General features: G+C 68.2%; 23 protein-coding genes. 6 read left to right on the top strand and 17 right to left on the bottom strand.

All coding sequences use genetic code 11. The annotated features are described in order from the left end of the window. Positions 1-5: 5 nt before the first annotated feature. On the top strand, positions 6-1,013 hold the full coding sequence (locus RXV79_RS03390; protein ID WP_413816662.1) for a Bug family tripartite tricarboxylate transporter substrate binding protein: 1,008 nt from the start codon (positions 6-8) through the stop codon (positions 1,011-1,013). Between the two features lie 13 nt (positions 1,014-1,026). Next, on the top strand, positions 1,027-2,562 hold the full coding sequence (locus RXV79_RS03385; RefSeq protein WP_316702066.1) for a malonate--CoA ligase: 1,536 nt from the start codon (positions 1,027-1,029) through the stop codon (positions 2,560-2,562). Between the two features lie 84 nt (positions 2,563-2,646). On the opposite strand, the gene RXV79_RS03380 is transcribed toward RXV79_RS03385, so the two are convergent. Further along, on the bottom strand, positions 2,647-3,135 hold the full coding sequence (locus tag RXV79_RS03380; protein ID WP_316702065.1) for a porin family protein: 489 nt from the start codon (positions 3,133-3,135) through the stop codon (positions 2,647-2,649). Between the two features lie 235 nt (positions 3,136-3,370). Between RXV79_RS03380 and RXV79_RS03375 the strand changes: the two genes are divergently transcribed. Both RXV79_RS03375 and RXV79_RS03370 read left to right on the top strand, forming a co-directional pair. Next, a complete protein-coding gene (locus RXV79_RS03375) occupies positions 3,371-4,264 on the top strand; it encodes a hypothetical protein (RefSeq protein WP_316702064.1) in 894 nt (297 codons plus the stop codon). Further along, entirely contained in the window at positions 4,261-4,488 is a 228-nt protein-coding gene (locus RXV79_RS03370) for a cysteine-rich CWC family protein (protein ID WP_316702062.1), read from the top strand. The genes RXV79_RS03375 and RXV79_RS03370 overlap by 4 nt, the downstream gene beginning before the upstream one ends. Before the next feature lie 78 nt (positions 4,489-4,566). Here the strand turns inward: RXV79_RS03370 and RXV79_RS03365 are convergent, their stop codons facing one another. From RXV79_RS03365 to RXV79_RS03340, 6 genes are all read right to left on the bottom strand, one after another. After that, a complete protein-coding gene (locus RXV79_RS03365) occupies positions 4,567-4,803 on the bottom strand; it encodes a hypothetical protein (RefSeq protein WP_316702061.1) in 237 nt (78 codons plus the stop codon). 8 nt (positions 4,804-4,811) lie between these two features. Next, positions 4,812-6,479, bottom strand: a complete 1,668-nt coding sequence (locus RXV79_RS03360; protein WP_316702060.1) for an MFS transporter — start codon at positions 6,477-6,479, stop codon at positions 4,812-4,814. A gap of 159 nt (positions 6,480-6,638) precedes the next feature. Then, positions 6,639-7,283, bottom strand: a complete 645-nt coding sequence (locus RXV79_RS03355) for a DsbA family protein (protein WP_316702059.1) — start codon at positions 7,281-7,283, stop codon at positions 6,639-6,641. Positions 7,284-7,294: 11 nt separating this feature from the next. Further along, on the bottom strand, positions 7,295-7,519 hold the full coding sequence (locus RXV79_RS03350) for a DUF1289 domain-containing protein (RefSeq protein ID WP_316702058.1): 225 nt from the start codon (positions 7,517-7,519) through the stop codon (positions 7,295-7,297). Next, complete coding sequence (locus RXV79_RS03345) at positions 7,503-7,997, bottom strand: YbaK/EbsC family protein (protein ID WP_316702057.1); 495 nt, start codon at positions 7,995-7,997, stop codon at positions 7,503-7,505. The genes RXV79_RS03350 and RXV79_RS03345 overlap by 17 nt, the downstream gene beginning before the upstream one ends. Next, positions 7,994-8,908 carry a hydroxymethylglutaryl-CoA lyase gene (locus RXV79_RS03340; protein ID WP_316702056.1) on the bottom strand — a complete coding sequence of 305 codons (915 nt, stop codon included), beginning with the start codon at positions 8,906-8,908 and terminating at the stop codon, positions 7,994-7,996. Before RXV79_RS03340 ends, RXV79_RS03345 begins: the two co-directional genes overlap by 4 nt. A 104-nt stretch (positions 8,909-9,012) precedes the next feature. Here RXV79_RS03340 and RXV79_RS03335 point away from each other — a divergent pair, with 104 nt between their 5' ends. Continuing rightward, entirely contained in the window at positions 9,013-9,369 is a 357-nt protein-coding gene (locus tag RXV79_RS03335) for a hypothetical protein (RefSeq protein ID WP_316702055.1), read from the top strand. Between the two features lie 20 nt (positions 9,370-9,389). On the opposite strand, the gene RXV79_RS03330 is transcribed toward RXV79_RS03335, so the two are convergent. From RXV79_RS03330 to RXV79_RS03305, 6 genes are read right to left on the bottom strand one after another with little or no spacing between them, the layout of a single operon-like run. Next, positions 9,390-11,384 carry an acetyl/propionyl/methylcrotonyl-CoA carboxylase subunit alpha gene (locus RXV79_RS03330; protein WP_316702054.1) on the bottom strand — a complete coding sequence of 665 codons (1,995 nt, stop codon included), beginning with the start codon at positions 11,382-11,384 and terminating at the stop codon, positions 9,390-9,392. A 32-nt stretch (positions 11,385-11,416) separates the two neighbouring features. Next, a complete protein-coding gene (locus RXV79_RS03325) occupies positions 11,417-12,019 on the bottom strand; it encodes a DUF4126 domain-containing protein (RefSeq protein WP_316702053.1) in 603 nt (200 codons plus the stop codon). Beyond that, positions 12,016-12,801 (bottom strand): enoyl-CoA hydratase/isomerase family protein, encoded by a 786-nt coding sequence (locus tag RXV79_RS03320; RefSeq protein WP_316702052.1) that lies wholly within the window; start codon positions 12,799-12,801, stop codon positions 12,016-12,018. The genes RXV79_RS03325 and RXV79_RS03320 overlap by 4 nt, the downstream gene beginning before the upstream one ends. A gap of 21 nt (positions 12,802-12,822) precedes the next feature. Beyond that, on the bottom strand, positions 12,823-13,674 hold the full coding sequence (locus RXV79_RS03315; protein ID WP_316702051.1) for a hypothetical protein: 852 nt from the start codon (positions 13,672-13,674) through the stop codon (positions 12,823-12,825). Continuing rightward, entirely contained in the window at positions 13,671-14,591 is a 921-nt protein-coding gene (locus RXV79_RS03310) for a hypothetical protein (RefSeq protein ID WP_316702050.1), read from the bottom strand. The genes RXV79_RS03315 and RXV79_RS03310 overlap by 4 nt, the downstream gene beginning before the upstream one ends. Positions 14,592-14,628: 37 nt before the next feature. Further along, positions 14,629-16,236 (bottom strand): carboxyl transferase domain-containing protein, encoded by a 1,608-nt coding sequence (locus RXV79_RS03305; RefSeq protein WP_316702049.1) that lies wholly within the window; start codon positions 16,234-16,236, stop codon positions 14,629-14,631. A 133-nt stretch (positions 16,237-16,369) separates the two neighbouring features. Here RXV79_RS03305 and RXV79_RS03300 point away from each other — a divergent pair, with 133 nt between their 5' ends. Then, positions 16,370-17,041, top strand: coding sequence for a glycine-rich domain-containing protein (locus RXV79_RS03300; protein ID WP_316702048.1), 672 nt, complete (start codon positions 16,370-16,372; stop codon positions 17,039-17,041). 16 nt (positions 17,042-17,057) lie between these two features. Here RXV79_RS03300 and RXV79_RS03295 read toward each other — a convergent pair whose 3' ends face one another. The 4 genes from RXV79_RS03295 to RXV79_RS03280 are packed head-to-tail and all read right to left on the bottom strand — an operon-like array spanning position 17,058 to position 20,600. Further along, a complete protein-coding gene (locus RXV79_RS03295) occupies positions 17,058-17,345 on the bottom strand; it encodes a rhodanese-like domain-containing protein (protein ID WP_316702047.1) in 288 nt (95 codons plus the stop codon). A gap of 26 nt (positions 17,346-17,371) precedes the next feature. Beyond that, positions 17,372-17,977, bottom strand: a complete 606-nt coding sequence (locus RXV79_RS03290; protein WP_316702046.1) for a 2-hydroxychromene-2-carboxylate isomerase — start codon at positions 17,975-17,977, stop codon at positions 17,372-17,374. Between the two features lie 5 nt (positions 17,978-17,982). Continuing rightward, on the bottom strand, positions 17,983-19,974 hold the full coding sequence (locus RXV79_RS03285; RefSeq protein ID WP_316702045.1) for a TRAP transporter large permease: 1,992 nt from the start codon (positions 19,972-19,974) through the stop codon (positions 17,983-17,985). Continuing rightward, a complete protein-coding gene (locus RXV79_RS03280) occupies positions 19,971-20,600 on the bottom strand; it encodes a TRAP transporter small permease subunit (protein WP_316702044.1) in 630 nt (209 codons plus the stop codon). Before RXV79_RS03280 ends, RXV79_RS03285 begins: the two co-directional genes overlap by 4 nt. Positions 20,601-20,603: the final 3 nt, after the last annotated feature.

The raw sequence follows: 20,603 nt of genomic DNA, 5'->3' as shown, positions 1-20,603 counted from the left end.
CGACCATGACCCACCCTGAGCACCCCGTGCTGCGCCGCAGGCGCCTCATCACCCTCGGCTCGCTCGGCGCCGGCGCCATGCTCGCCGCACCCTTCGTGCGCGCGCAGTCGGCCGGCTGGCCGAGCCGGCCCGTCACCATCGTCGTGCCCTTCCCGGCCGGTGGCGGCACCGACGCGTTCGCACGCCCGCTCTTCGCCGTGATGACCCGCAACAGCGGCAAGCAGTTCGTGATCGACAACAGGGGCGGCGCCGGCGGCACCGTGGGCGCGACGATCTCGTCCAAGGCCGCGCCCGATGGCTACAACTTCTTCATGGGCGCGGTGCACCATGCCATCGCGCCGGCCATGTACCCGAAGCTCGAATACAACCTCGAGGCCGACTTCATCCCCGTCGGCCTGATCTCCAGCGTGCCGCAGGTGATCGTGGTTAACCCGCAGCGTGTGCCGGTGAACGACCTCAAGGGCTTCCTCGAGTACGTGCGCAAGAACCCGGCCAAGCTCAACTATGGCTCGGCCGGCAACGGCACGTCGCACCACCTTGCGGGCGAGCTCTTCAAGCTGCAGACCAAGACCTTCATCACGCACATCCCGTATCGGGGCGCGGGCCCGGCCCTGCAGGACCTGATCGCCGGCCAGGTCGACCTGATGTTCGACGGGCTGGGTTCGTCGGCTTCGCACATCAAGGGCGGCCGCATCAAGGCCCTCGCGGTGGCCAGCGACAAGCGCGCGCCCGGCTTCCCCGATGTGCCGACCAGCGGCGAAGGTGGCGTGCCCACGTATCAAGTCGCCACCTGGTACGGCCTGTGGGCGCCCAAGGGCACGCCGAAGGAACTGGTGGAGGCGATGCGCGCCGAGATGCAGAAGGCGCTGCAGTCCGATGAACTGAAGAAGACCTGGAACGGCCTCGGCACCGACACCCCCAACCTCTATGGCGACGCCTTCGGCCGCTTCGTCAGCGCCGAGATCAAGCGCTGGGGCGAGGTGGTGAAGAAGTCCGGCGCGACCCTCGAATGACCTGCAAGACGACATGAGCCAGAACCACAACATCTTTGCCGCCGTGCGCGGCGGCTTTCCGCAAGACCTCGACCGCACCGCGATCGAGACGCTCGACACGCCGGGCTACTACACCTGGCGCGACCTCGAACGTGGCAGCGCCATGATGGCCAACCTGCTGGCCTCGCTCAACCTGCCCGAGGGCAGCCGCGTGGCGGTGCAGACCGAGAAATCGGTCGAAGGCCTGATGCTCTACCTCGCGGTGCTGCGCGCCGGCTTCGTCTACCTGCCGCTCAACACCGCGTATCAATCGGCGGAGATCGAGTACTTCATCGGCAACGCCGAGCCGGCGGTGGTGGTGTGCGCCAGCAAGAACTTCGGCTGGATCAGCCAGCTCGCGTTCAAGGCCGGCACCACGCACGTCTACACGCTCGACGACGACCGCACCGGCAGCCTGCTCGCGCGCGCCGCGCACCACAGCGACCAGCACACGCCGGTGGCGCGCCAAGCCGACGACCTCGCCTGCATCCTCTACACGAGCGGCACGACCGGGCGCAGCAAGGGCGCGATGCTGACGCACGGCAACATCCTCTCCAACACGCTGACGCTGAAGGCGTATTGGGGCTGGCAGGACGGGCGCGACGTGCTCATCCACGCGCTGCCGCTCTTCCACGTGCACGGCCTCTTCGTCGCCGCGCAGGCGGCGCTGATCAGCGGCAGCAAGATGCTGTGGATGGCGAAGTTCGACCCCAAGCTCGTCGTCTCGCGCCTGCCCGAGGCCACCGTCTTCATGGGCGTGCCGACGCTCTACGTGCGCCTGTTGGCCGAGGCGGGCCTCACGCGCGACGCGTGCAAGAACATGCGCCTCTTCACCGCCGGCTCGGCGCCGCTGCTGATCGAAACCTTCAACGAGTGGCGCGAGCGCACTGGCCACACCATCGTCGAGCGCTACGGCATGAGCGAGACCTCGATCCTCACCTCGAACCCCTACCGCACCGAAGACGGCGAGCGCCGCGGCGGCACCGTCGGCTTCCCGCTGCCGGGCATCGGCCTGCGCGTGCAGGACGACCAGGGCGGTGCCTGCCCGGTGGGTGAGGTGGGCGGCATCCAGGTGAAAGGCGACAACGTCTTCGCCGGCTACTGGCGCATGCCCGAGAAGACGAAGGAAGAGTTCACCGCCGACGGCTGGTTCAAGACCGGCGACGTGGGCCGCATCGACGAGCGCGGCTACGTCACCATCGTCGGCCGCAGCAAGGACCTCATCATCTCGGGCGGCTACAACGTCTACCCCGCCGAGGTGGAAGGCTTCATCAACGAGATGCCCGGCGTGGCCGAGAGCGCGGTGGTGGGTGTGCCCCACCCCGACTTCGGCGAGGTGGGCGTGGCCCTCGTGGTGCCCAAGCCCGGCGCATCACTCGACGATGCAACGGTGCTCCAGGCCCTCAAGGGCCGCATCGCGAACTTCAAGGTGCCCAAGCGGGTGTTCGTGATGAACGAACTGCCGCGCAACACGATGGGCAAGGTGCAGAAAAACGTGCTGCGCGACCAGCACAAAGAGCTGTTCGCCTAGCGGGCCGAGCGCCGGGCCGCTCCCAAGCCGGCCCGCATCCCCTCGGGGGATCGCCCGGCGTACCCGCCGGGCGAGGGGCAGTCATTAGAACGAGAACTGGAGGCCGATGGAGAAGAAATCTCCATCGCCGCCGCCGATGTTTTCGTACTCCAGCCGCAGCGCGGTCGTGTGCGTGATGTTGAAGAGCATGCCCGCGCCGAGGCCGAGTTCGAGGTCGCTGTCGGAGCTCACGCCGGGCCCGCTGCGCTTCACGCGCAGGTAGTGCAGGCCGGCCTTGCCGAAGGCCGTGAACTGCGAGTTGAGCGGAAAGCGCGCAACAGCCGAGCCGCCCAGCGACACCGCCGAGTGCTTGCGGCCGGGGGCGAAGTCTTCCGAGCCGTGGCTCACCACCTGGCCTTCCCACCCGAAGATGGGCGTGACCTTGCCGCCGAGGTAGACCTTGAGGCCGGTGCCGTAGTCGGTGCTGCCGATCGAGGCACCCGCCCACGAAGGCGCGAACGATTGGGCCGAAGCCGGGCTGGCCACGACCAGGCCGGCCACGAGCGCCGTGAGAGCGAGCGAAATCTTGTTCATGTGTGTGACTCCTGGGAGAAAGCGCCGCCGGGTCGACGCGACCGCAGCGGATCAGAAGCTTACGCAGCCCGCGCCGCCAAACCGGCACAAAGCCCGAGCAGAGCGCACGGCGGCGTTGGCACCCCGCCACTCCTGGTAAGCAGACGCATCCCGGCGTGACACGCGGCAACGGCCGCGGGCGCCCCACCCCGAACACGGCGTAACAACCTGGTGCAGACGCGCCTGCACGCGCGCGATGAAATCCGCAGACCGTTTCGCTCCGGGCCGCAGCGCCGCTCGCATGAACTTCCTCGAACGCATTCCCACCGGCTGGTTGATCACTGGCGCCGCTTTCGCCTGTCTCGTGCTGTGGGCCGGGCCCGGGTGGGCGCAGGCAACGTCGGGTGACCCCGTCGCGGGCAAGCTGCTCTTCGAAGACACGCCCGGCGAGACCGGCATCGGCCAGCTCGGCTCCTGCACCAACTGCCACACCATCCATGACCGGCGCAACCGCATCGCCACCGGCACCGCCTCGGCCACGCCCATCTTCACGGCGGTCAGCTTCACGAGCGCGTCCGGCCGCTTCGGCACGGCCATCGCCGCCAACTACGGCGGCGCGATGGGCCAATTCAGCGCGCTCAACAACACGCAGTTCGCCGACATCGCGGCCTACATTGCCGACACGCCCAAGCTGAGCGTCGCCTCGCTCAGCTTCAGCCCGAGCGCCATCAACACCAACACGCTGTCGCAGGACGTCGACCTGCGCAATGCGGTCACCAACGGCACGCTGACCATCACCAGCGTGGCCATTTCCGGCACCGGCGCGGCGCGCTTCAACGTCACCGCCGACACCTGCACCTCGCAGACGATCGCCGCCAGCACCACTTCCGCGCTGAGCAGCTGCCGCGTATCGGTGCGCTTCTCGGCGCCCACCACCGCCGCCTACACCGCTTCGCTGACGCTCACGATGCGCGTGCAGGGCAGCATGACCACCTTCACCCGCGTGCTGCCGCTGAGCGGCCAGGTGGCCGTCACGCCGCCGCCCCCGAGCAGCGGCGGCGGCGGCGATTCCGGCGGTGGCGGCCTCGGTCTCGTGTGGCTGGCGGGCCTCGCGCTCGCCACCGCGGCGCTGGCGCGTCGCCGCGCTTGAGCGCAGACACCCGCGACCGCTGCCCTCGCTGCGGCGGCAGCTTCCATTGCGGCGCGCAAGACCCCGCGCCCTGCCCGTGCGGCACGATCGATCTCTACGCCGACACCCTGCAGCTGCTGCGCGAGCGCTACACCACCTGCCTGTGCCTGACCTGCCTGCGCGAGATCGCTGCGATGCCCCTCGACGCCGCGCGCGCCGACATGAAAAAGCCGGCGCCGTCGTGAGACGGGCCGGCACAACAAAAAACCGGCACAACCTTGTGGGTTGGCCGGCGTAGCCCGAAGGCGCGCGTCGCTCTCTGGTTACTGCGACGCGGCCGTGCTGGGGGCAGAAGCGGGAGCGGAAGCCGCCGCAGGGGCATGTGATGTGTCGATGCCGTGCTTCTCACCGCTCATGTCGATGTCACCACCTTTGCTGAGCAGCCACACGGTCACCGCCGCGATCACCACGAATCCCACTACGAGCTTCCACATATCCAGTTCCAGTTGCTTGATTGAAAAAGTCAGCAGGCGTGAGCCCCGACGCAGGTCGGGGCCCACGTCCGGCATCAGTCCTTGGCGTAGATGTCCACGTCCTTGGTTTCTTTCACGAACAGCACGCCGACCACGAAGGTCATGAGCGCGATGATGATCGGGTACCAGAGGCCGTTGTACATGTTGCCGGTGGCCGCCACGATGGCAAACGCGGTGGTGGGCAGCAGACCGCCGAACCAGCCGTTGCCGATGTGATACGGCAGGCTCATCGAGGTGTAGCGGATGCGCGTCGGGAAGAGCTCCACCAGCATCGCCGCGATCGGGCCGTAGACCATGGTCACGTAGATCACGAGCAGCGTGAGGATCGCCACCACCAGCACCTTGTCGATCTTGGCCGGGTCGGCCTTGGTCGGGTAGCCGGCGGCCTTCAGCGTGTCGGACACGTCCTTCTTGAAGGCGGCGATGGCCTTGCTGCTGGCCTCGTCGAACTTCGAGTTGACGACCGTGCCCACCGGCGCGGTCATGACCTTGTCACCGACGGTGATGGTGGCCGGGCCGCTGCCGGCCTTGTTCTCGTAGCTGACCGAGCTCTGCGCGAGGTAGCGCTTGGCGATGTCGCACGACGAGTGGAAGTCGATCTCGCGGGCGATCGGGCTGCCCTGGAACGAGCAATCCTTCGGGTCGGCGGTCACCACCACCTGGGTCTTGGCTTGCGCCGCGGCCAGGTCGGGGTTGGCAGCCTTCGTCAGCGCGCCGAAGAGCGGGAAGTAGGTCAACGCGGCCAGCAGGCAGCCCGCCATGATGATGGGCTTGCGGCCGATCTTGTCGGACAGCGTGCCGAACACGATGAAGAACGGCGTGCCGATCAGCAGCGACACCGCGATCATGATGTTGGCGGTGGCCGGGTCGACCTTGAGCGCCTGCGTCAGGAAGAAGAGCGCATAGAACTGGCCGGTGTACCAGACCACGGCCTGGCCGGCGGTCAGGCCGACGAGCGCCAGGATCACGATCTTCAGGTTCTTCCACTGGCCGAACGATTCGGTCAGCGGCGCCTTGGAGGTCTTGCCCTCTTCCTTCATCTTCTTGAAGGCGGGCGATTCGTTCATGCTCAAGCGGATCCACACGCTGATGGCCAGCAGGAAGATCGACACCAGGAACGGAATGCGCCAGCCCCAGTCACCGAAGGCCTGCTCGCCCATCGCGGTGCGGGTGCCCAGGATGACGATCAGCGACAGGAAGAGGCCCAGCGTCGCCGTGGTCTGGATCCACGAGGTGTAGGCGCCACGCTTGCCGTGTGGCGCGTGCTCGGCCACGTAGGTGGCGGCACCGCCGTACTCACCGCCGAGTGCGAGGCCCTGCAGCATGCGCAGGCCGATCAGGATGACCGGCGCGGCCACGCCGATCGAGGCGTAAGTGGGCAACACGCCCACGATGAAGGTCGCCAGACCCATGATCAGGATGGTGACCAGGAAGGTGTACTTGCGGCCGATCATGTCGCCCAGGCGGCCGAACACCAGCGCGCCGAAGGGTCGCACCAGGAAGCCGGCTGCGAACGCGAGCAGCGCGAAGATGAAGGCAGAGGTCGGGTCCAGGCCCGCGAAGAACTGCTTGGCGATGATCGGTGCCAACGAACCGTACAGATAGAAGTCGTACCACTCGAACACCGTGCCGAGGCTGGAGGCGAAGATGACCTTCTTTTCCTCTCCAGTCATCGGCGCGGTCGATGCGCTTGCAGCTGCCATGAATATCTCCTCGTATGAACCCCACCCGATTGATGAGGATTCGGCAGTGTCACGGCGGGCTCTGACCCTGCCCTGACACGAGGCTGATACGAAGCTGACAAACTCAGGTGGAACCCTGAGTCTTCATTTCTTCATGCGAGAACCCGAGGGCTTGCGAGATCAGTGTTTTCTCTGAACGGCTGCCGGCAAGGCTGACACCGAGGCCCACTCGGGGCCGTCGAACCAGGGGTCGCCGCGCAGGTAGGCCGAGAGCAGTTCCAGGCCATCGAGGCCCCAGAAGAGCTTGTCGTCGACCTCGACCGTGGGCACGCCGAAGAGGCCGCGTGCGGCGGCCGCGGCGGTGGCCGCCTTGAGCTCGTCTTTCACTTCGGCGCTCGACACGTCGCGCTGCGGCGCGAGCCGCTGGGTGAGCGCCGACAGCCGCTCGGCATCGTTGGCATCGGCTCCGCCGCGCCACACGTGGTGCAGCACCTGCTCGCTCGCCCAGCGGTTGGGGGTGCCGCCGGCCGGTGCGGTGGCCAGCAGCAGGCGCAGCAACGCCAGCGGGTTGAAGGGGTGCGCGGCCGGCATCTGCAAGGGCAGCTGGAGCTTGTGGCCCAGCCACAGCACCTGGCGGTAGGTCCAGTCGCGCTTGGGCACGATCTCGGCCGGACCCTTCTGGCCCCAGTGCTGCAACAGGCCGGCGAGCAGGATGGGCTCGTAGCTCACGTTGTAGCTCAGCCCTTCGAGCACCTGCGGCAACCGCTCGAACGCGAGGTAGGCGTACGGCGAGATCGGGTCGAAGCTGAAGCGCAGGTGTCTCATGGCGGGGGGCTTCAGGAGGTGGGCGTGTCGAAGAAGGGTTGTTCGGCCTGGCGCTGCTCGATGCGCTGCCACACCAGGCGCTTGGCGTCGTCGCCCAGCGTCGACCAGGCGGCAATCTCGTCGAGCGTGCGCAGGCAGCCTTCGCACAGGCCGCTTGGCGCATGCATGCGGCACACGCTGATGCAGGGGCTAGGCACCGGGGCGACGACGGCCGGCATGTCAGGACGGCGTGACATCGGCCATGGGCGCACCCGTCATCGCCTGCAGCTGCGCCGGGGTGAGCTTGAAGACACCGTTGGGGTGGCCGGCGGCGGCCCAGATCTCCTCGAAACGCCCGAGTTCGCGGTCGATCAGCATCACCGGCGGCGTGAGGTGCCCCACCGGCGACACACCGCCGATGGAATAGCCGGTGGCGGCCTTCACGAACTCGGCGTCGGCGCGGCCCACCGGGCCGGTGAGCGCGGCGACCTTCTCCACGTCGACGCGCAAGTCGCCCGAGGTCACGACCAGCACCGGCGCGCTGTCGAGCTTGCGCTTGAAGATCACGCTCTTGGCGATCTGGCCGAGCTGCACGCCGAGGGCATCGGCGGCCTCTTGCGCGGTGCGTGCGGTGACGTCGAGGTAGACCGGCGCGTGCGGATGGCCCTGCTCGGCGAGCAAGGCCGCGACGCGGCGAAAGCCTTCGGGCTTGTCATTGAGATCGAGGTCACTCATGCGCTTGCTTTCTCCCGTTTGGCCAACAGCGCGCGCCCCACCCGCGACACCGGCGGGCGGTCCAGCACGCCGGAGATGTAGGCCCCGGCGTCGACCAGCGCCTCGAGGTCGATGCCGGTCGAGATGCCGAGCCCGTTCAGCATGAAGAGCACGTCTTCGGTCGCCACGTTGCCGGTGGCGCCCTTCGCATACGGGCAGCCACCGAGGCCGGCCACGCTCGCGTCGAAGGTGTGCACGCCCATCTCGAGACAGGCGTAGATGTTGGAGAGCGCCTGGCCGTAGGTGTCGTGGAAATGCCCGCTCACCTCGACCAGCGGGTAGTGCTTCAACGCCCGCTCCATCGCGAGCTGCACCTTGCGCGGCGTGCCCACGCCGATGGTGTCGGCCACGCCGCAGTGATCGACACCGATCTGCTTCATGAGCTTCACCACCCGCTCCACCTCGTCGGCACTCACCTCGCCCTGGTAGGGGCAGCCGAGCGCGCACGAGATCGCGCCACGCACCTTGAGGCCTGCCTCGTGCGCCGCGGCCACCACCGGCGCGAAGCGCTCGATGCTCTCGGCAATGCTGCAGTTGATGTTGCGCTGGCTGAAGGCTTCGCTCGCCGCACCGAAGACGACCACTTCATCGGGCTTCGTCGGCAACGCCGCTTCGAGCCCCTTCATGTTGGGCACCAGCACCGAGTAGCGCACACCGCCCTGGCGCACGATGCCCGCCATCACCTCGGTGTTGTCGGCCATCTGCGGCACCCACTTGGGGCTCACGAAACTGGTGGCTTCGATCTCGCGCACGCCGGCCGCCTGCAGGCGGTGCACGAGTTCGATCTTGTGCACTGCGGCGACGGGCTGCTTCTCGTTCTGCAGACCGTCTCGCGGACCCACCTCGACCAGCGTCACATGGCTAGGAAACATGACCAAATCCTCAACATTGGTGACCGAAGTCACGCACCCCCTCGTATAGGGATGGGCGGGCCTCCGAGCAAGGATGAAGATACTCCAACTGCCGGAGTGAGACCGTGTCCAACCAAGTTCAATTGCGCATCGCAGCACGCATCCATTTCATCCTCAAGCGGGACCTGGGTGAAGGGATCAACGTGCCCGCGATGCTGTCCGACCCGGACGAAGCGCGCGAGGTGCTCTTCGTCTGCCAGGCCTCGGGCAATCGCGAACTGGTCTCGCTCGCACGGCAGTTCGTGCACGCCGGCAAGCTGGCCGCGCCCGAGGTCGCGGTGAAAGCCGATGCACCGCAAGACGCGGCCTGGGCCCGCCACAGCTCGGGCTTCGGCATCTCGCGGCCGCCCGAGCCGGCAGAGAGCAGCTGGCGCAGCGCCACGCAGTGGCTGCGCCGCGGCTCGCGCGCCATCACACGCTGACGCATCGCACCACACGCGCGTCACACGAGCTTCAGCAGCTCGCCGCCTTCGGGCACCTGATCGCCCGGCGCGTACAAGAGCGCCTCGACCTTGCCGTCACGTGGCGACACGATGGCGTGCTCCATCTTCATCGCTTCCATCAGGGCCAGGGCCTGGCCCTGCTTCACCGACTGCCCCGGCTGCACGAGGAAGCTGATCACCTTGCCCGGCATCGGCGCGGTCAGCCGGCCGCCCTCGGCGGCGCCTTCGCCCGCGTGGGCCAGCACGTCGACCTCCGACACGGTGGCCGCCCCCTCGGGCGCGAACACGCTCACCTTCTCGCCGAAGGCATACACCGACAGCGGCAGGCGGCGCTCGCCGAGCTGCACCTCGTGCCGGCCGCCGCCCGCCGACGCAGCGGCAAACGGCCAGCGCTGTTCGCCGATCATGAGTGTCATTGCGCCGCCGCGGTGCGCGCGCTCGAGCACCACCGTGCGGTGTTGGCCCTGGATCTCGAGCTCGAAGCGGCGCCGCGCCCCGCCGAAGAGACGCCATCCATCGCGTCGCGACCACGGGTCGTCGCCCTGCAGCGCCTGCTCGGCCTCGATCGCATGTGCCACCACGCCGGCCGCAGCCACCTCGGCTGCCAGCGGCGGGGCGTTGAAGAGAGATGCCTTTTCGCGCTCGATGAGTGCGGTGTCGAGGTCGGCCTGCGCGAACGAGCGGCTCGCCACCACGCGCCGCAGAAAGGCCACGTTGGTGTGCAGGCCCACGATGTGCGTCTGCGCGAGCGCGGCATCGAGCCGCGCCAGCGCCTGCTCGCGGTTGGCGCCCCAGACGATGATCTTGGCGATCATCGAGTCGTAGTACGGCAGCACCGCGTCGCCTTCGCGCACGCCGGCATCCACGCGCACGTCGGAGCGTTCGAAGCTCGATGAGGGCGGCGTGCGATAGACCTGCAATGTGCCGGTCGCGGGCATGAACTGCTTGTCGGGGTTCTCGGCGCAGATGCGCGCTTCGATTGCGTGGCCGTGGATGCGCAGGTCTTCCTGCTTCACCGGCAGCGGCTCGCCGCTCGCCACGCGAAGCTGCCACTCCACGAGGTCGAAGCCGGTGATGGCCTCGGTCACCGGGTGCTCGACCTGCAGGCGGGTGTTCATCTCCATGAAGTAGAAGCGCAGGCCACCGTCCTCGGTCGGTTCAGCGATGAACTCGACCGTGCCCGCACCCACGTAGCCCACGGCTTTTGCAGCGGCCACCGCGGCCTCGCCCATCTGCCGGCGCAGCGCTTCGGTCATGCCGGGTGCGGGCGCCTCTTCCAGCACCTTCTGGTGGCGGCGCTGCACCGAGCAGTCGCGCTCGAAGAGGTAGACGCAATGGCCGTGCGTGTCCCCGAACACCTGGATCTCGATGTGCCGCGGCCGCGTCACGTAGCGCTCGATCAGCACCGCCGAATCGCCGAAGCTGTTTTGTGCCTCGCGCTGGCACGACGCCAGCGCCTGCGCGAACTCGCTGGCCGCCGTCACGATGCGCATGCCCTTGCCGCCACCGCCCGCGCTCGCCTTGATGAGCACCGGGTAGCCGATGGCTTCGGCCTCGCGCTGCAAGAGGGCAGGGTCCTGGTCGGCGCCGTGGTAGCCCGGCACGAGCGGCACGCCGGCCTTGGCCATCAGGCGCTTGCTCTCGGCCTTCAGGCCCATCGCCTGGATGGCCGACGCGGGCGGGCCGATGAAGACGAGGCCGGCCTCGGCACACGACTGAGCGAAGTCTTCGTTCTCGCTCAGGAAGCCGTAGCCGGGGTGGATGGCTTCGGCGCCCGTCGCCTTCGCCGCGGCGAGGATGCGCTCGCTGCGCAGATAGCTTTCTTTCGGCGACGAGAGCCCGATGTGCACCGCCTCGTCGCACACCGCCACATGCTTCGCGCGCGCATCGGCATCGGAATACACCGCGACCGTGCGGATGCCCAGGCGCTTCGCAGTCGCTGCCACGCGGCAGGCGATCTCGCCCCGGTTGGCGATCAGGATCTTCTTGAACATCGTGTCTCCATTCAGGCCGCTCAGCTCGGCGATCAGTTCGGAATGGCGCGGGCGAAGCGCCGCAGCAATTGCCGCAGGAATTTCGCCAGCACCCAGATCAGCACCCCCATCACCAGCACCGCCACCGCCAGGCCGGCGAAGAACACCCACGGGTGCACCCACGAGAGCCACAGCATCAGCGGCACCGCGCCGTCACCGGCGAGCGACAAGCCCCAGTTCGAGAACGGTTCGGGCGAGGTGTTGACGGCCGCACGGGTGGTGGCCTTGGCCGCGTGGCTCGTGGCGGCGAGAAGGCCACCCAGGACGGCGGCCACGGCGGCGGTCGACGCCTGGTCCATGCCGAACACACCGGCCGCCAGCGCCGCACCAGCGGGGATGCGCACGAGGGTGTGCAGCACGTCCCACACGGTGTCAATGCCGGGGATCTTGTCGGCGAAGAACTCGGTGGCCATCATCAGCGCGCTCGCGCCGAGCATCAGCGGGTTCTGAAGAACGTGCAGGCCAGCCGGCAGCTGCACCCAGCCGAGCGTGCCGGCCAGGCCGGTGAGGAAGACCACCGCATAGAGGCGCAGGCCACTGGCCCACCCGAGCGCGGCGGCCACCGCAAACAGCTGCGTGGTGTCCAAGCCGCTCACACGCCGTCAAGCCACGAAGGCTTGCGCTTGTTCAGGAACGACTGCACGCCCTCGCGGCCTTCGTCGCTCGCGCGGATGTCGGCGATGCGGCGTGCGGTCTCGGCGCGCAGGGCCTCGTCGAGGGGCGCACCGGCCATGTCCTGCACGAGCTGCTTGCAGGCCCGCACCGCCATCGGCCCGTTGGCGCACAGCGCGGCCACGATCTCGTCGACCTTGGCATCGAGCGCCTCGGCGCTGCACAGCTCGTGCACGAAACCGAGCGCGTGCGCCTGCGCGGCGCTGAAGCGCTCGGCCGTCGTGAAGTAGCGGCGCGAGGCCTGCTCGCCCAACGCGCGGATCACATACGGGCTGATCGTGCCCGGCAGCAGGCCGAGCTTCGCCTCGCTCAGGCAGAAGGCCGCGGCGTCGGATGCGACCAGCACATCGCACACCGCCGCCAGCCCCACGCCACCTGCATAACAGTCACCGTGGATGCGGCCGACCACGGGCACCGGGCAGCGCCAGAGGGTCCACAGCATGTCGGCCAGCGCCTGCGCATCGGCACGGTTCTGCTCCCAGCTGTAGTCGGCCATCGCGCGCATCCACGACAGGTCGGCCCCGGCGCAGAAGGCCTTGCCGTGACCGCCGAGCACGATGGCGCGCAGGCTTTCATCGCTGCCCAATTGGGTGAAGGCGGCGGTGAGCTCGGCGATCACCGCGTCGTTGAAGGCGTTGCGCACCTCGGGGCGGTTGAGGAAGACACGCGCCACGTGGCCCTGCCGCTGGATGTCGAGAAGACTCATGGCGTGTGCTCTCCTGGGGTGTTACTCGTTGCCGAGCTGCAGGCTGCGGCCGATGCGGCGGCCCGGGTCGGACTGCCACACCACGCGGTGGTCGACTGCGTACAGCCAGCACACCTTCTGGTGGCTCTGGCAATAGTCGAGCGCCTTGGTCATCGCGTCGGGGTCGCTGTGATAGAAGCGCCAGGTCTGGCCGCCCTCGAAGACCACGAAGGCCTTGGGCGAGGGCAGGCTCAGGTAGTGACGATATCGATCGCGGCCGGCGTCGGTGAGCGGCACGGCGTTGACGTCGTCGGCCTCCGCAAAGCCCGACGCCGGCGGCACCGGGCTTCGGTGCTGGGCCGAGACGGCACCCTTGCCGATCAGCGTCACCATGCCGGGGCGGCCCGGGGTCGCGAGCATCGCCTTGAGGTCCACCACCGAGCGTGTCTGCCCCGAGTGGCACTCGTAGCGCTCCTTGTCGTCGCGCACCTTGTCGTCGTAGTGGCTGACGATGCCGAGCACCGTCTTGCTGCCGGCCTTGCGCGCCTGCCTGGCCAGATCGGCCATCGCGTTGATGAAGGCGATGCGACAGGCTTCTTCGTCGCTCAGCTGAAGCGTGCCCGGGCGCAGGACCGAGGGGCGTGGGTCGGCCTTGCCGCGGGCCTTGAGGTTGTCGTCGGTGATGACGAAGCCGTCGGGCAGCGTGCCGCCGAACAAGAAGCTCACGTCGTCACCGATGGCCGCGCGCGCCTCGGGCGTGGCCAGCGTCGTTTGGATGGGAAACAGGTGCTCGGTGTTGCGGGCCGCGGCCGACAAGGCCCCGGCGGCCAGCCCGAGCACGAGGCCGAAGCGCCCGGCCCTCAAAGCTGCCGTCGTCATGCGGAATCGGTTCATTGGCTGCCGTTGTCGGACGCCGCTGGTGCGGCCGGCTTGACACCCGCGGCGGGGTTGCGCAATTCGGCGGCGTTGCTCGGCGCGGGCAGGCTCACGCGCTTGGCCGCGTCCTCGTGCCACACCACCTGGTCGTCGACCGCATAGAGCGAGCAGGCGTAGCCGCGCGACACGCAGGCCTCGAGCACGCGCGGCACTGCCTTGGCGTCGTTGGCCACGATGCGCCAGAGGCCGTCTTCCGCGATGGCAAACGCCTTGGGCGCCGGCAGGCTGAGGTAGTGCTGGTAGCGCGCCTTGCCGGCCTCCGACACGGGCACAGCCTTCACCTCGGTCGCCGCGGCAAAGCCGCTGGCCGCAGGCACCGGCTTCGCGTGCTTGCGCGTGCCTGCACCCTTGGCGAGGCGGGCGGGCGACACATCTACGTCGGCCACTTCGATCAGCCAGTCGGTCATGTCGTTGGCCAGGTTCTCGGCCAGGTTGGTGAGGATGCGGCAGGTGCCCGAGAAGGGGCCGCCGCGGCCGGAGTCGCGGAAACTCTTGCTTGCCACGATGCGGCCGTTTTCCAGCAGGTCGGCGCGGATGCTCATGATCTTCGGCCCCGACCAGCCGCCGCCCCCGACGCCGATCACATTGGTGACCGTGATGCGCACATAGGGCTCGGCCGCCACGCGGGTGACCTCGGTCGCCGTCTTCACGTCGGCGATCTTCTCCTGCGCTTCCTTCAGCATGTAGTCGCTCAGCACACGGTCGATGCCGCACTCCTTGCGCACATGGTCGACGAACGACGCCTCGGATGCGAAGAGCACCGGCGACTGGATCTGCACACCGGCCATGGCCGACCCCACGGCCAGTGCCGCGAGCCCCGCCACGGCGACTCTCGCGAGTCGCACCAGTTGCCTTGCGTTGACGATGACAGCCATTTCTCTTTCCTCCCTCTCTTTGGTTTGCAGGTTTGCTTTACATGCGAAACACGCCGAATTTCGCGTCGGCGATGGGCGCGTTGAGACTGGCACTCAGCCCCAGCGCCAGCACGCGGCGCGTGTCGGCGGGGTCGATGATGCCGTCGTCCCAGAGCCGGGCCGTTGCGTAGTACGGATCGGCCTGGCGCTCGAACTGCTCGCGGATGGGCCGCTTGAACGCGGCCTCTTCGTCGGCGCTCCACTGACCGCCCTTGGCTTCGATGCCGTCGCGCCGCACGGTGGCGAGCACGCTGGCGGCCTGCTCGCCGCCCATCACCGAGATGCGTGCGTTGGGCCACATCCAGAGGAAGCGCGGGTCGTAGGCACGGCCGCACATGCCGTAGTTGCCGGCGCCGAAGCTGCCGCCGATGATCACGGTGAACTTCGGGACATTCGCGGTGGCCACCGCCGTCACCATCTTGGCGCCGTGTTTGGCGATGCCCTCGTTCTCGTACTTCTTGCCGACCATGAAGCCGGTGATGTTCTGCAGGAAGACAAGCGGGATCTTGCGCTGGCAGCACAGCTCGATGAAGTGCGCGCCTTTCTGCGCCGACTCGGAGAACAGCACGCCGTTGTTGGCGACGATGCCCACCGGCATGCCCTCGATGTGCGCGAAGCCGGTGACGAGGGTCTGCCCGTAGCGCGCCTTGAATTCGTCGAACTCGCTCGCGTCGACGATGCGGGCGATGATCTCGCGCACGTCGAAGGGCTTCTTCGTGTCGGTGGGGATCACGCCGTGCAGCTCGGCCGCATCGAAGAGCGGCTCGCGCGGCGCGATGCAGGCGAGCGGCTGTGGCTTCTTCCAGTTGAGGCGTGCCACCGCGTTGCGCGCGATGGCGAGTGCGTGCGTGTCGTTCTGCGCGAGGTGGTCGGCCACGCCGGAGAGGCGCGTGTGCACGTCGCCACCCCCTAAGTCTTCGGCGCTCACCACCTCACCGATGGCGGCCTTCACGAGCGGCGGGCCGGCGAGGAAGATCGTGCCCTGCTCCTTCACGATGATCGACTCATCGCTCATCGCCGGCACATAGGCACCCCCCGCGGTGCACGAGCCCATCACCACCGCGATCTGCGGAATGCCCTGCGCGCTCATCTGCGCCTGGTTGAAGAAGATGCGACCGAAGTGGTCGCGGTCGGGGAAGACTTCGTCCTGGTTAGGCAGGTTGGCACCGCCCGAGTCGACGAGGTAGATGCAGGGCAGGCGGTTGGCCTGCGCGATCTCCTGCGCGCGCAGGTGCTTCTTCACCGTCATCGGGTAGTAGGTGCCGCCCTTCACCGTGGCGTCGTTGCAGACGATCATGCAGTCGACCCCCGAGACGCGGCCGATGCCGGCGATCACGCCCGCGCCCGGCGCGTCGCCGTTGTACAGGCCATGCGCGGCGAGCGGCGCCACTTCGAGGAAGGGCGTGTCGGGGTCGAGCAGCATCTCCACCCGGTCGCGCGGCAGCAGCTTGCCGCGCGCCACGTGCTTCACGCGCGGGCCCGTGCCGCCCCCCAAGGCCACCTCGGCAAGGTGGGCATTGAGAGCGTCCACCAGAACGCGCATGGCCCCTGCGTTGACCTTGAATTCCTCGGAGCGTGGGCTGAGCTTGGAAGTGAGTGCGGGCATGGACCTTCCCGTGGCGCTGATTGACGTATACGTCAATTCTAGGGGGTGGCCACCGCGGCGCGAGGCGGCGCATCATGGTCCGGTCGCACGCCATCGCGTCGATGACGTGGGACACATCGCCAATGGAGGACACATGACTGCATCGAACTCTCAGCGACTCGAACAGACGATCTCGGCCATCGCCGCGCTCGATCTCACTCCGATCAAATTCAAGGCCATGCGCCAGGAAGATGGCTACGGCTGGACGCCCGAGCACGCAGACCGCATGGAGCTGGCCTACAAGCGCTACCTGACGCTGCACGCGAAGTACCCCGACCTGATGCTCGCGCCCGATCAGGACGTGGACCACTTCTGGCACCTGCACATCCTCGACACCCGCAAGTACGCGGCCGATTGCGAGGCGACCTTCGGCTACTTCCTGCACCACTACCCCTACTTCGGCTTGCGCGGGGAAGACGATGCGAAGGCCTTGCAGTCGGCCTTCGAGATGACCCAGGCGCTCTACGCCCGCGAGTTCGGCGAGTCGAGCGCCGGCCAGGCCACCTGGTGCGGTGCCGAGAGCGCGCAGGGCCAGGCGGCCTGGTGTGGCGCGGACGGCCCTGCCAAGCAGGCCGCATGGTGCGGCGCCGATGCGCCGCAGCAGAAGGCCGCGTGGTGTGGTGCCGAGGGCATCAGCCCGAAAACTGCGGCCTGGTGCGGTGCCGAGGGCGCCTCATCGAAACACGCCGCGTGGTGCGGGGCCGAGGGCCCGAAGGCACCGCATGCCGCCTGGTGCGGCGCCGAGGTCAAAGGCACGGCCGCCTGATCGCGGCTTTGGAGAATCAGCCGGCGCCCTTGCGCGCCGGCGTGTGGGCCACGCCGGTTTCCGTGAGCACCTGCGTGGTCTGCGCCGAATGCCAGCCCGAATCGCCGAAGAGCACGAACTCGGTGTCGGCGGCCGGGTCGGGAGGCTGGCCGGGGATCACGCCTTCCTGCTCCAGCTCGAGCACGCCTCGCACGTCGACCAGCTGCACGCCCGGCTGGCCGTGCATCTCGCGCGCCTGCTCCGCGGTGTAGGTCGTCACGCGGGCCATCGTTTCATCGACCAGGGCCTTGGCGGTTTTCTTCATCGCGCTTGCCTCCAGAAGATTGAGGACTAGAACGGGCCTTTCTCCAGCCAGCGCTCCATCTGCGCCCGCCGGTCGTTGCCCCAGAACGGCTCGCCGTCGATCACGAAGAACGGCGCACCGAACACCCCCGCGGCGATCGCCTGCTCGTTCTCCTGCTTGAGCCGGGCTTTCCAGACCGGGTCGTTCCACACGGCTTCGGCCTCACCTTGCAGCAATCCGAATTCCTGTGCAAGCCCCGCCAGCGCCGACGGGTCGTTGAGGTTGACGCCGCGGGTGAAGTAGGCCCGCAGCGCATGCCGGGCCCAGGCGATGGCGCGGCTCTCGTTCTGCGCGTTCAACCACCAGAAAAGCCGCGCAGCGTTTTGCGTGGCGATCGGAAAAGGCTGCGGCATCGTGAGCGGCACCCCGGCAAAGCGTGCAGACCGCTCGAAGTCGAGCAGCGAATACTCGCGCTTGATCGGGTGCGACACCGGGCTCTTCAGCTCGGCGGCCTGGAAGGTCGCCCCCAGCAGGATGGCGTGCCAACGCACGGTGCGCGCATGCCGCGCGGCCAGCGCGCCGATCCACTCCGACGCGATGTACGAATACGGCGAGGAGAAGTCGAAGTAGAACTCGATCGGTGCGCGGCCCATGACCCTCATTTGTAGAGCAACTGCGGCAACCACAATCCGATCTGCGGAAAGATGTAGAGCAGGATGATCGCGATCACCTGGATGCCCATGAAGGGCAGCATGCCGGCGAAGATCTGGTTCAGCGTCACGTGCTTGGGCGCCACGCCCTTCAGGTAGAAGGCCGACATCGCAACCGGCGGGCTCAGGAAGGCCGTCTGCAGGTTGAGCGCGACCAGCAGGCCGAAGAAGAGCGGGTCGACGCCGAACTTCGGCAGCAGCGGCACGAAGATCGGCATGAAGATCACGATGATCTCGGTCCATTCGAGCGGCCAGCCGAGCACGAAGATGATGATCTGGCTCAGCACCAGGAACTGCACCGGCGTGAGGTCCATGCCCAGCACCCAGTGCTCGACCAGCGCCTGCCCGCCCAGGAGCGCAAACGCAGCCGAGAAGATGGCCGAGCCGACGAAGAGCCAGCACACCATCGCCGAGGTCTTGGCGGTGAGGTACACCGACTCCTTCACCATCGTGAGGTTGAGCTGGCGGTAGGCCGCCGCGAGCACGAAGCCGCCCAGCGCCCCGACCGCCGCCGCCTCCGTGGGCGTGGCCAGGCCGAACACGATGGAGCCCAGCACCGCGAGGATCATGATGAGCAGCGGGAAGAACGACGCCAGCAGCATCTTGAAGATCTCGAGGCGCGAGAAGCTCAGCAGCGCGTAGTACACGAGCAGCGCCAGCGCGCCGATGGCCAGGCCGACCCAGTAGCCGACCGGAGCGGGCTTCGAGCTGGGCAGCTCCGCCGCGCTCGCCGAAGCGCCCGGCGGTTCGGCCAACGCCGCCGGGGCGGCCGGCGGCTCCTGCACCGCGCCAGCCGCACTGGCCCCATCCGACGGCTCGGCCGGCGGCTCTGCCAAGCCGCCATCCGACGACGGCGGCTCGGACAGCCCGCCCTGCGCGGGCTCGTCGGCCGACGGCGGCTCGCTCAGCCCACCCGTCGCGCGCTTGCTCGAGAGATCGCCGATCTGCTGCAGGCCCGAGTCGTCGGGTGCAGCGTCCACGCTCGTGGCGGTGCGGTAGCTCATCACGCCCACCACCACAAAGAGCAGCAGGGGCAGGAGGGCGACGAAGAGCTGCTGCAGCAGGTAGCGCACCGGCACGCTCGCATTGCGACGGCCCTTGATGGCCGACAGCAGCGCCGGCACTGCATGACGCTCGCCAATGGCGCCGATGGCCAGCAGCTGCGGCGGCAGCGGCACCAGGCGCTGCTCGGCGGTGAGCGGCGGCGCGAGCTTGGGCTTCACCTTGGCCAGGATGATCACGTACACGATGTACAGGCCCGCGAGCATCACGCCGGGGAAGAACGCACCCGCGTAGAGCTGCACCACCGAGACACCCGCCGTCGCGCCATAGACGATGAGCAGCACCGATGGGGGAATGAGGATGCCCAGGCAGCCGCCGGCCGTGATGGCCCCGGCCGACATGCGCACGTCGTAGCCCGCCCGCAGCATGGGCGGCAGCGCGAGCAAGCCCATCAGCGTGACCACCGCGCCCACGATGCCGGTGGCCGTGGCGAAGATCGCGCAGGTCACGAGCGTGGCCACCGCCAGCGAGCCGGGCACGCGTGCGAGCGCCAGGTGCAGGCTGTGGAAGAGCTTGGAGATCAGGTTGGCGCGCTCGACCAGGTAGCCCATGAAGACGAAGAGCGGAATGGCGATGAGCACGTCGCTCGCCATCACCGAGAAGGCGCGCTGCACCATGAGGTCGAGCGTCTGCGTCATCGCGCCGCTCGCCGTCTGCCCGCCCGAGTGGTACGCGAAGTAGGCGAAGAGCATGCCCATGCCCATGAGCGTGAACGCGGTGGGAAAGCCCAGCATGATGGCCACCACCACCAGCGCCAGCATCACGAGGCCGATGTGCCCGTTGGTGATCTCGGGCGCGCTCGCCAGCATGTACAGCACGCCGGCGACGATCACGCCCATCAGCGAGAGGCCGAACCACAACTCCTTGCGCAGCTTCATGCGCCCTCCTGGCGCTGGGCCGCAGGCAGCGGCCGGGCCGCGGGGTCGGCGTCGTCGCCGTCGGTCGCGTGGACCATCTCCTTGAGCTTGTCGACGTCGACCTCCTCCACGTCTTCCTCACGCGCGGGCCAGGCGCCGTCGCGCAGGCACACGACGCAGCGCACGATCTCCACCAGCCCCTGCAGCAGCAGCACCGCGCCGGCCACCGGGATCACGAACTTGAACGGGTAGACCGGCAGCGGGTCGGCGTTGAAGGTCTGCTCGCGGATGGCGAGCGAGTCGTTGGCGTAGGTCCAACCGGCCCAGGTGAGCGCCACGATGCCGGGCAGGAAGAAGACGATGTAGAGCAGCAGGTCGATGCTCGCCTGCGTGCGCGGCCGGAAGAAGCCATAGAGCACGTCGCCGCGCACATGGCCCGACTTGGCCAGGGTGTAGGCCCCGGCACACATGAAGAGCGTGCCGTAGAGCATGATCTGCGCGTCGAGCACCCAGGCATGCGGGCGGTTGAGCGCGTAGCGCGAGAACACCTCGGCCGAGATGAGCAGGGTCAGCGCGACGGCAGCCCAAGCGGTGACCTTGCCGAACCAGGTGGACAGCTTGTCCACCGCGAAGAGATAGCGCTGCATCCG

Source organism: Piscinibacter gummiphilus (genome assembly GCF_032681285.1).
Lineage (GTDB): Bacteria > Pseudomonadota > Gammaproteobacteria > Burkholderiales > Burkholderiaceae_C > Rhizobacter > Rhizobacter gummiphilus_A.
Note: the sequence above shows the minus strand (reverse complement) of the source record. Positions and strands in the feature narration are given on the sequence as shown.

Coding starts and splice junctions, on each gene's coding strand:
- RXV79_RS03390 (WP_413816662.1), top strand. CDS start 6: ATGACCCACCCTGAGCACCCCGTGCTGCGCCGCAGGCGCCTCATCACC.
- RXV79_RS03385 (WP_316702066.1), top strand. CDS start 1,027: ATGAGCCAGAACCACAACATCTTTGCCGCCGTGCGCGGCGGCTTTCCG.
- RXV79_RS03380 (WP_316702065.1), bottom strand. CDS start 3,135: ATGAACAAGATTTCGCTCGCTCTCACGGCGCTCGTGGCCGGCCTGGTC.
- RXV79_RS03375 (WP_316702064.1), top strand. CDS start 3,371: ATGAAATCCGCAGACCGTTTCGCTCCGGGCCGCAGCGCCGCTCGCATG.
- RXV79_RS03360 (WP_316702060.1), bottom strand. CDS start 6,479: ATGGCAGCTGCAAGCGCATCGACCGCGCCGATGACTGGAGAGGAAAAG.
- RXV79_RS03355 (WP_316702059.1), bottom strand. CDS start 7,283: ATGAGACACCTGCGCTTCAGCTTCGACCCGATCTCGCCGTACGCCTAC.
- RXV79_RS03350 (WP_316702058.1), bottom strand. CDS start 7,519: ATGTCACGCCGTCCTGACATGCCGGCCGTCGTCGCCCCGGTGCCTAGC.
- RXV79_RS03345 (WP_316702057.1), bottom strand. CDS start 7,997: ATGAGTGACCTCGATCTCAATGACAAGCCCGAAGGCTTTCGCCGCGTC.
- RXV79_RS03340 (WP_316702056.1), bottom strand. CDS start 8,908: ATGTTTCCTAGCCATGTGACGCTGGTCGAGGTGGGTCCGCGAGACGGT.
- RXV79_RS03330 (WP_316702054.1), bottom strand. CDS start 11,384: ATGTTCAAGAAGATCCTGATCGCCAACCGGGGCGAGATCGCCTGCCGC.
- RXV79_RS03320 (WP_316702052.1), bottom strand. CDS start 12,801: ATGAGTCTTCTCGACATCCAGCGGCAGGGCCACGTGGCGCGTGTCTTC.
- RXV79_RS03315 (WP_316702051.1), bottom strand. CDS start 13,674: ATGAACCGATTCCGCATGACGACGGCAGCTTTGAGGGCCGGGCGCTTC.
- RXV79_RS03310 (WP_316702050.1), bottom strand. CDS start 14,591: ATGGCTGTCATCGTCAACGCAAGGCAACTGGTGCGACTCGCGAGAGTC.
- RXV79_RS03305 (WP_316702049.1), bottom strand. CDS start 16,236: ATGCCCGCACTCACTTCCAAGCTCAGCCCACGCTCCGAGGAATTCAAG.
- RXV79_RS03300 (WP_316702048.1), top strand. CDS start 16,370: ATGACTGCATCGAACTCTCAGCGACTCGAACAGACGATCTCGGCCATC.
- RXV79_RS03295 (WP_316702047.1), bottom strand. CDS start 17,345: ATGAAGAAAACCGCCAAGGCCCTGGTCGATGAAACGATGGCCCGCGTG.
- RXV79_RS03290 (WP_316702046.1), bottom strand. CDS start 17,977: ATGGGCCGCGCACCGATCGAGTTCTACTTCGACTTCTCCTCGCCGTAT.
- RXV79_RS03285 (WP_316702045.1), bottom strand. CDS start 19,974: ATGAAGCTGCGCAAGGAGTTGTGGTTCGGCCTCTCGCTGATGGGCGTG.
- RXV79_RS03280 (WP_316702044.1), bottom strand. CDS start 20,600: ATGCAGCGCTATCTCTTCGCGGTGGACAAGCTGTCCACCTGGTTCGGC.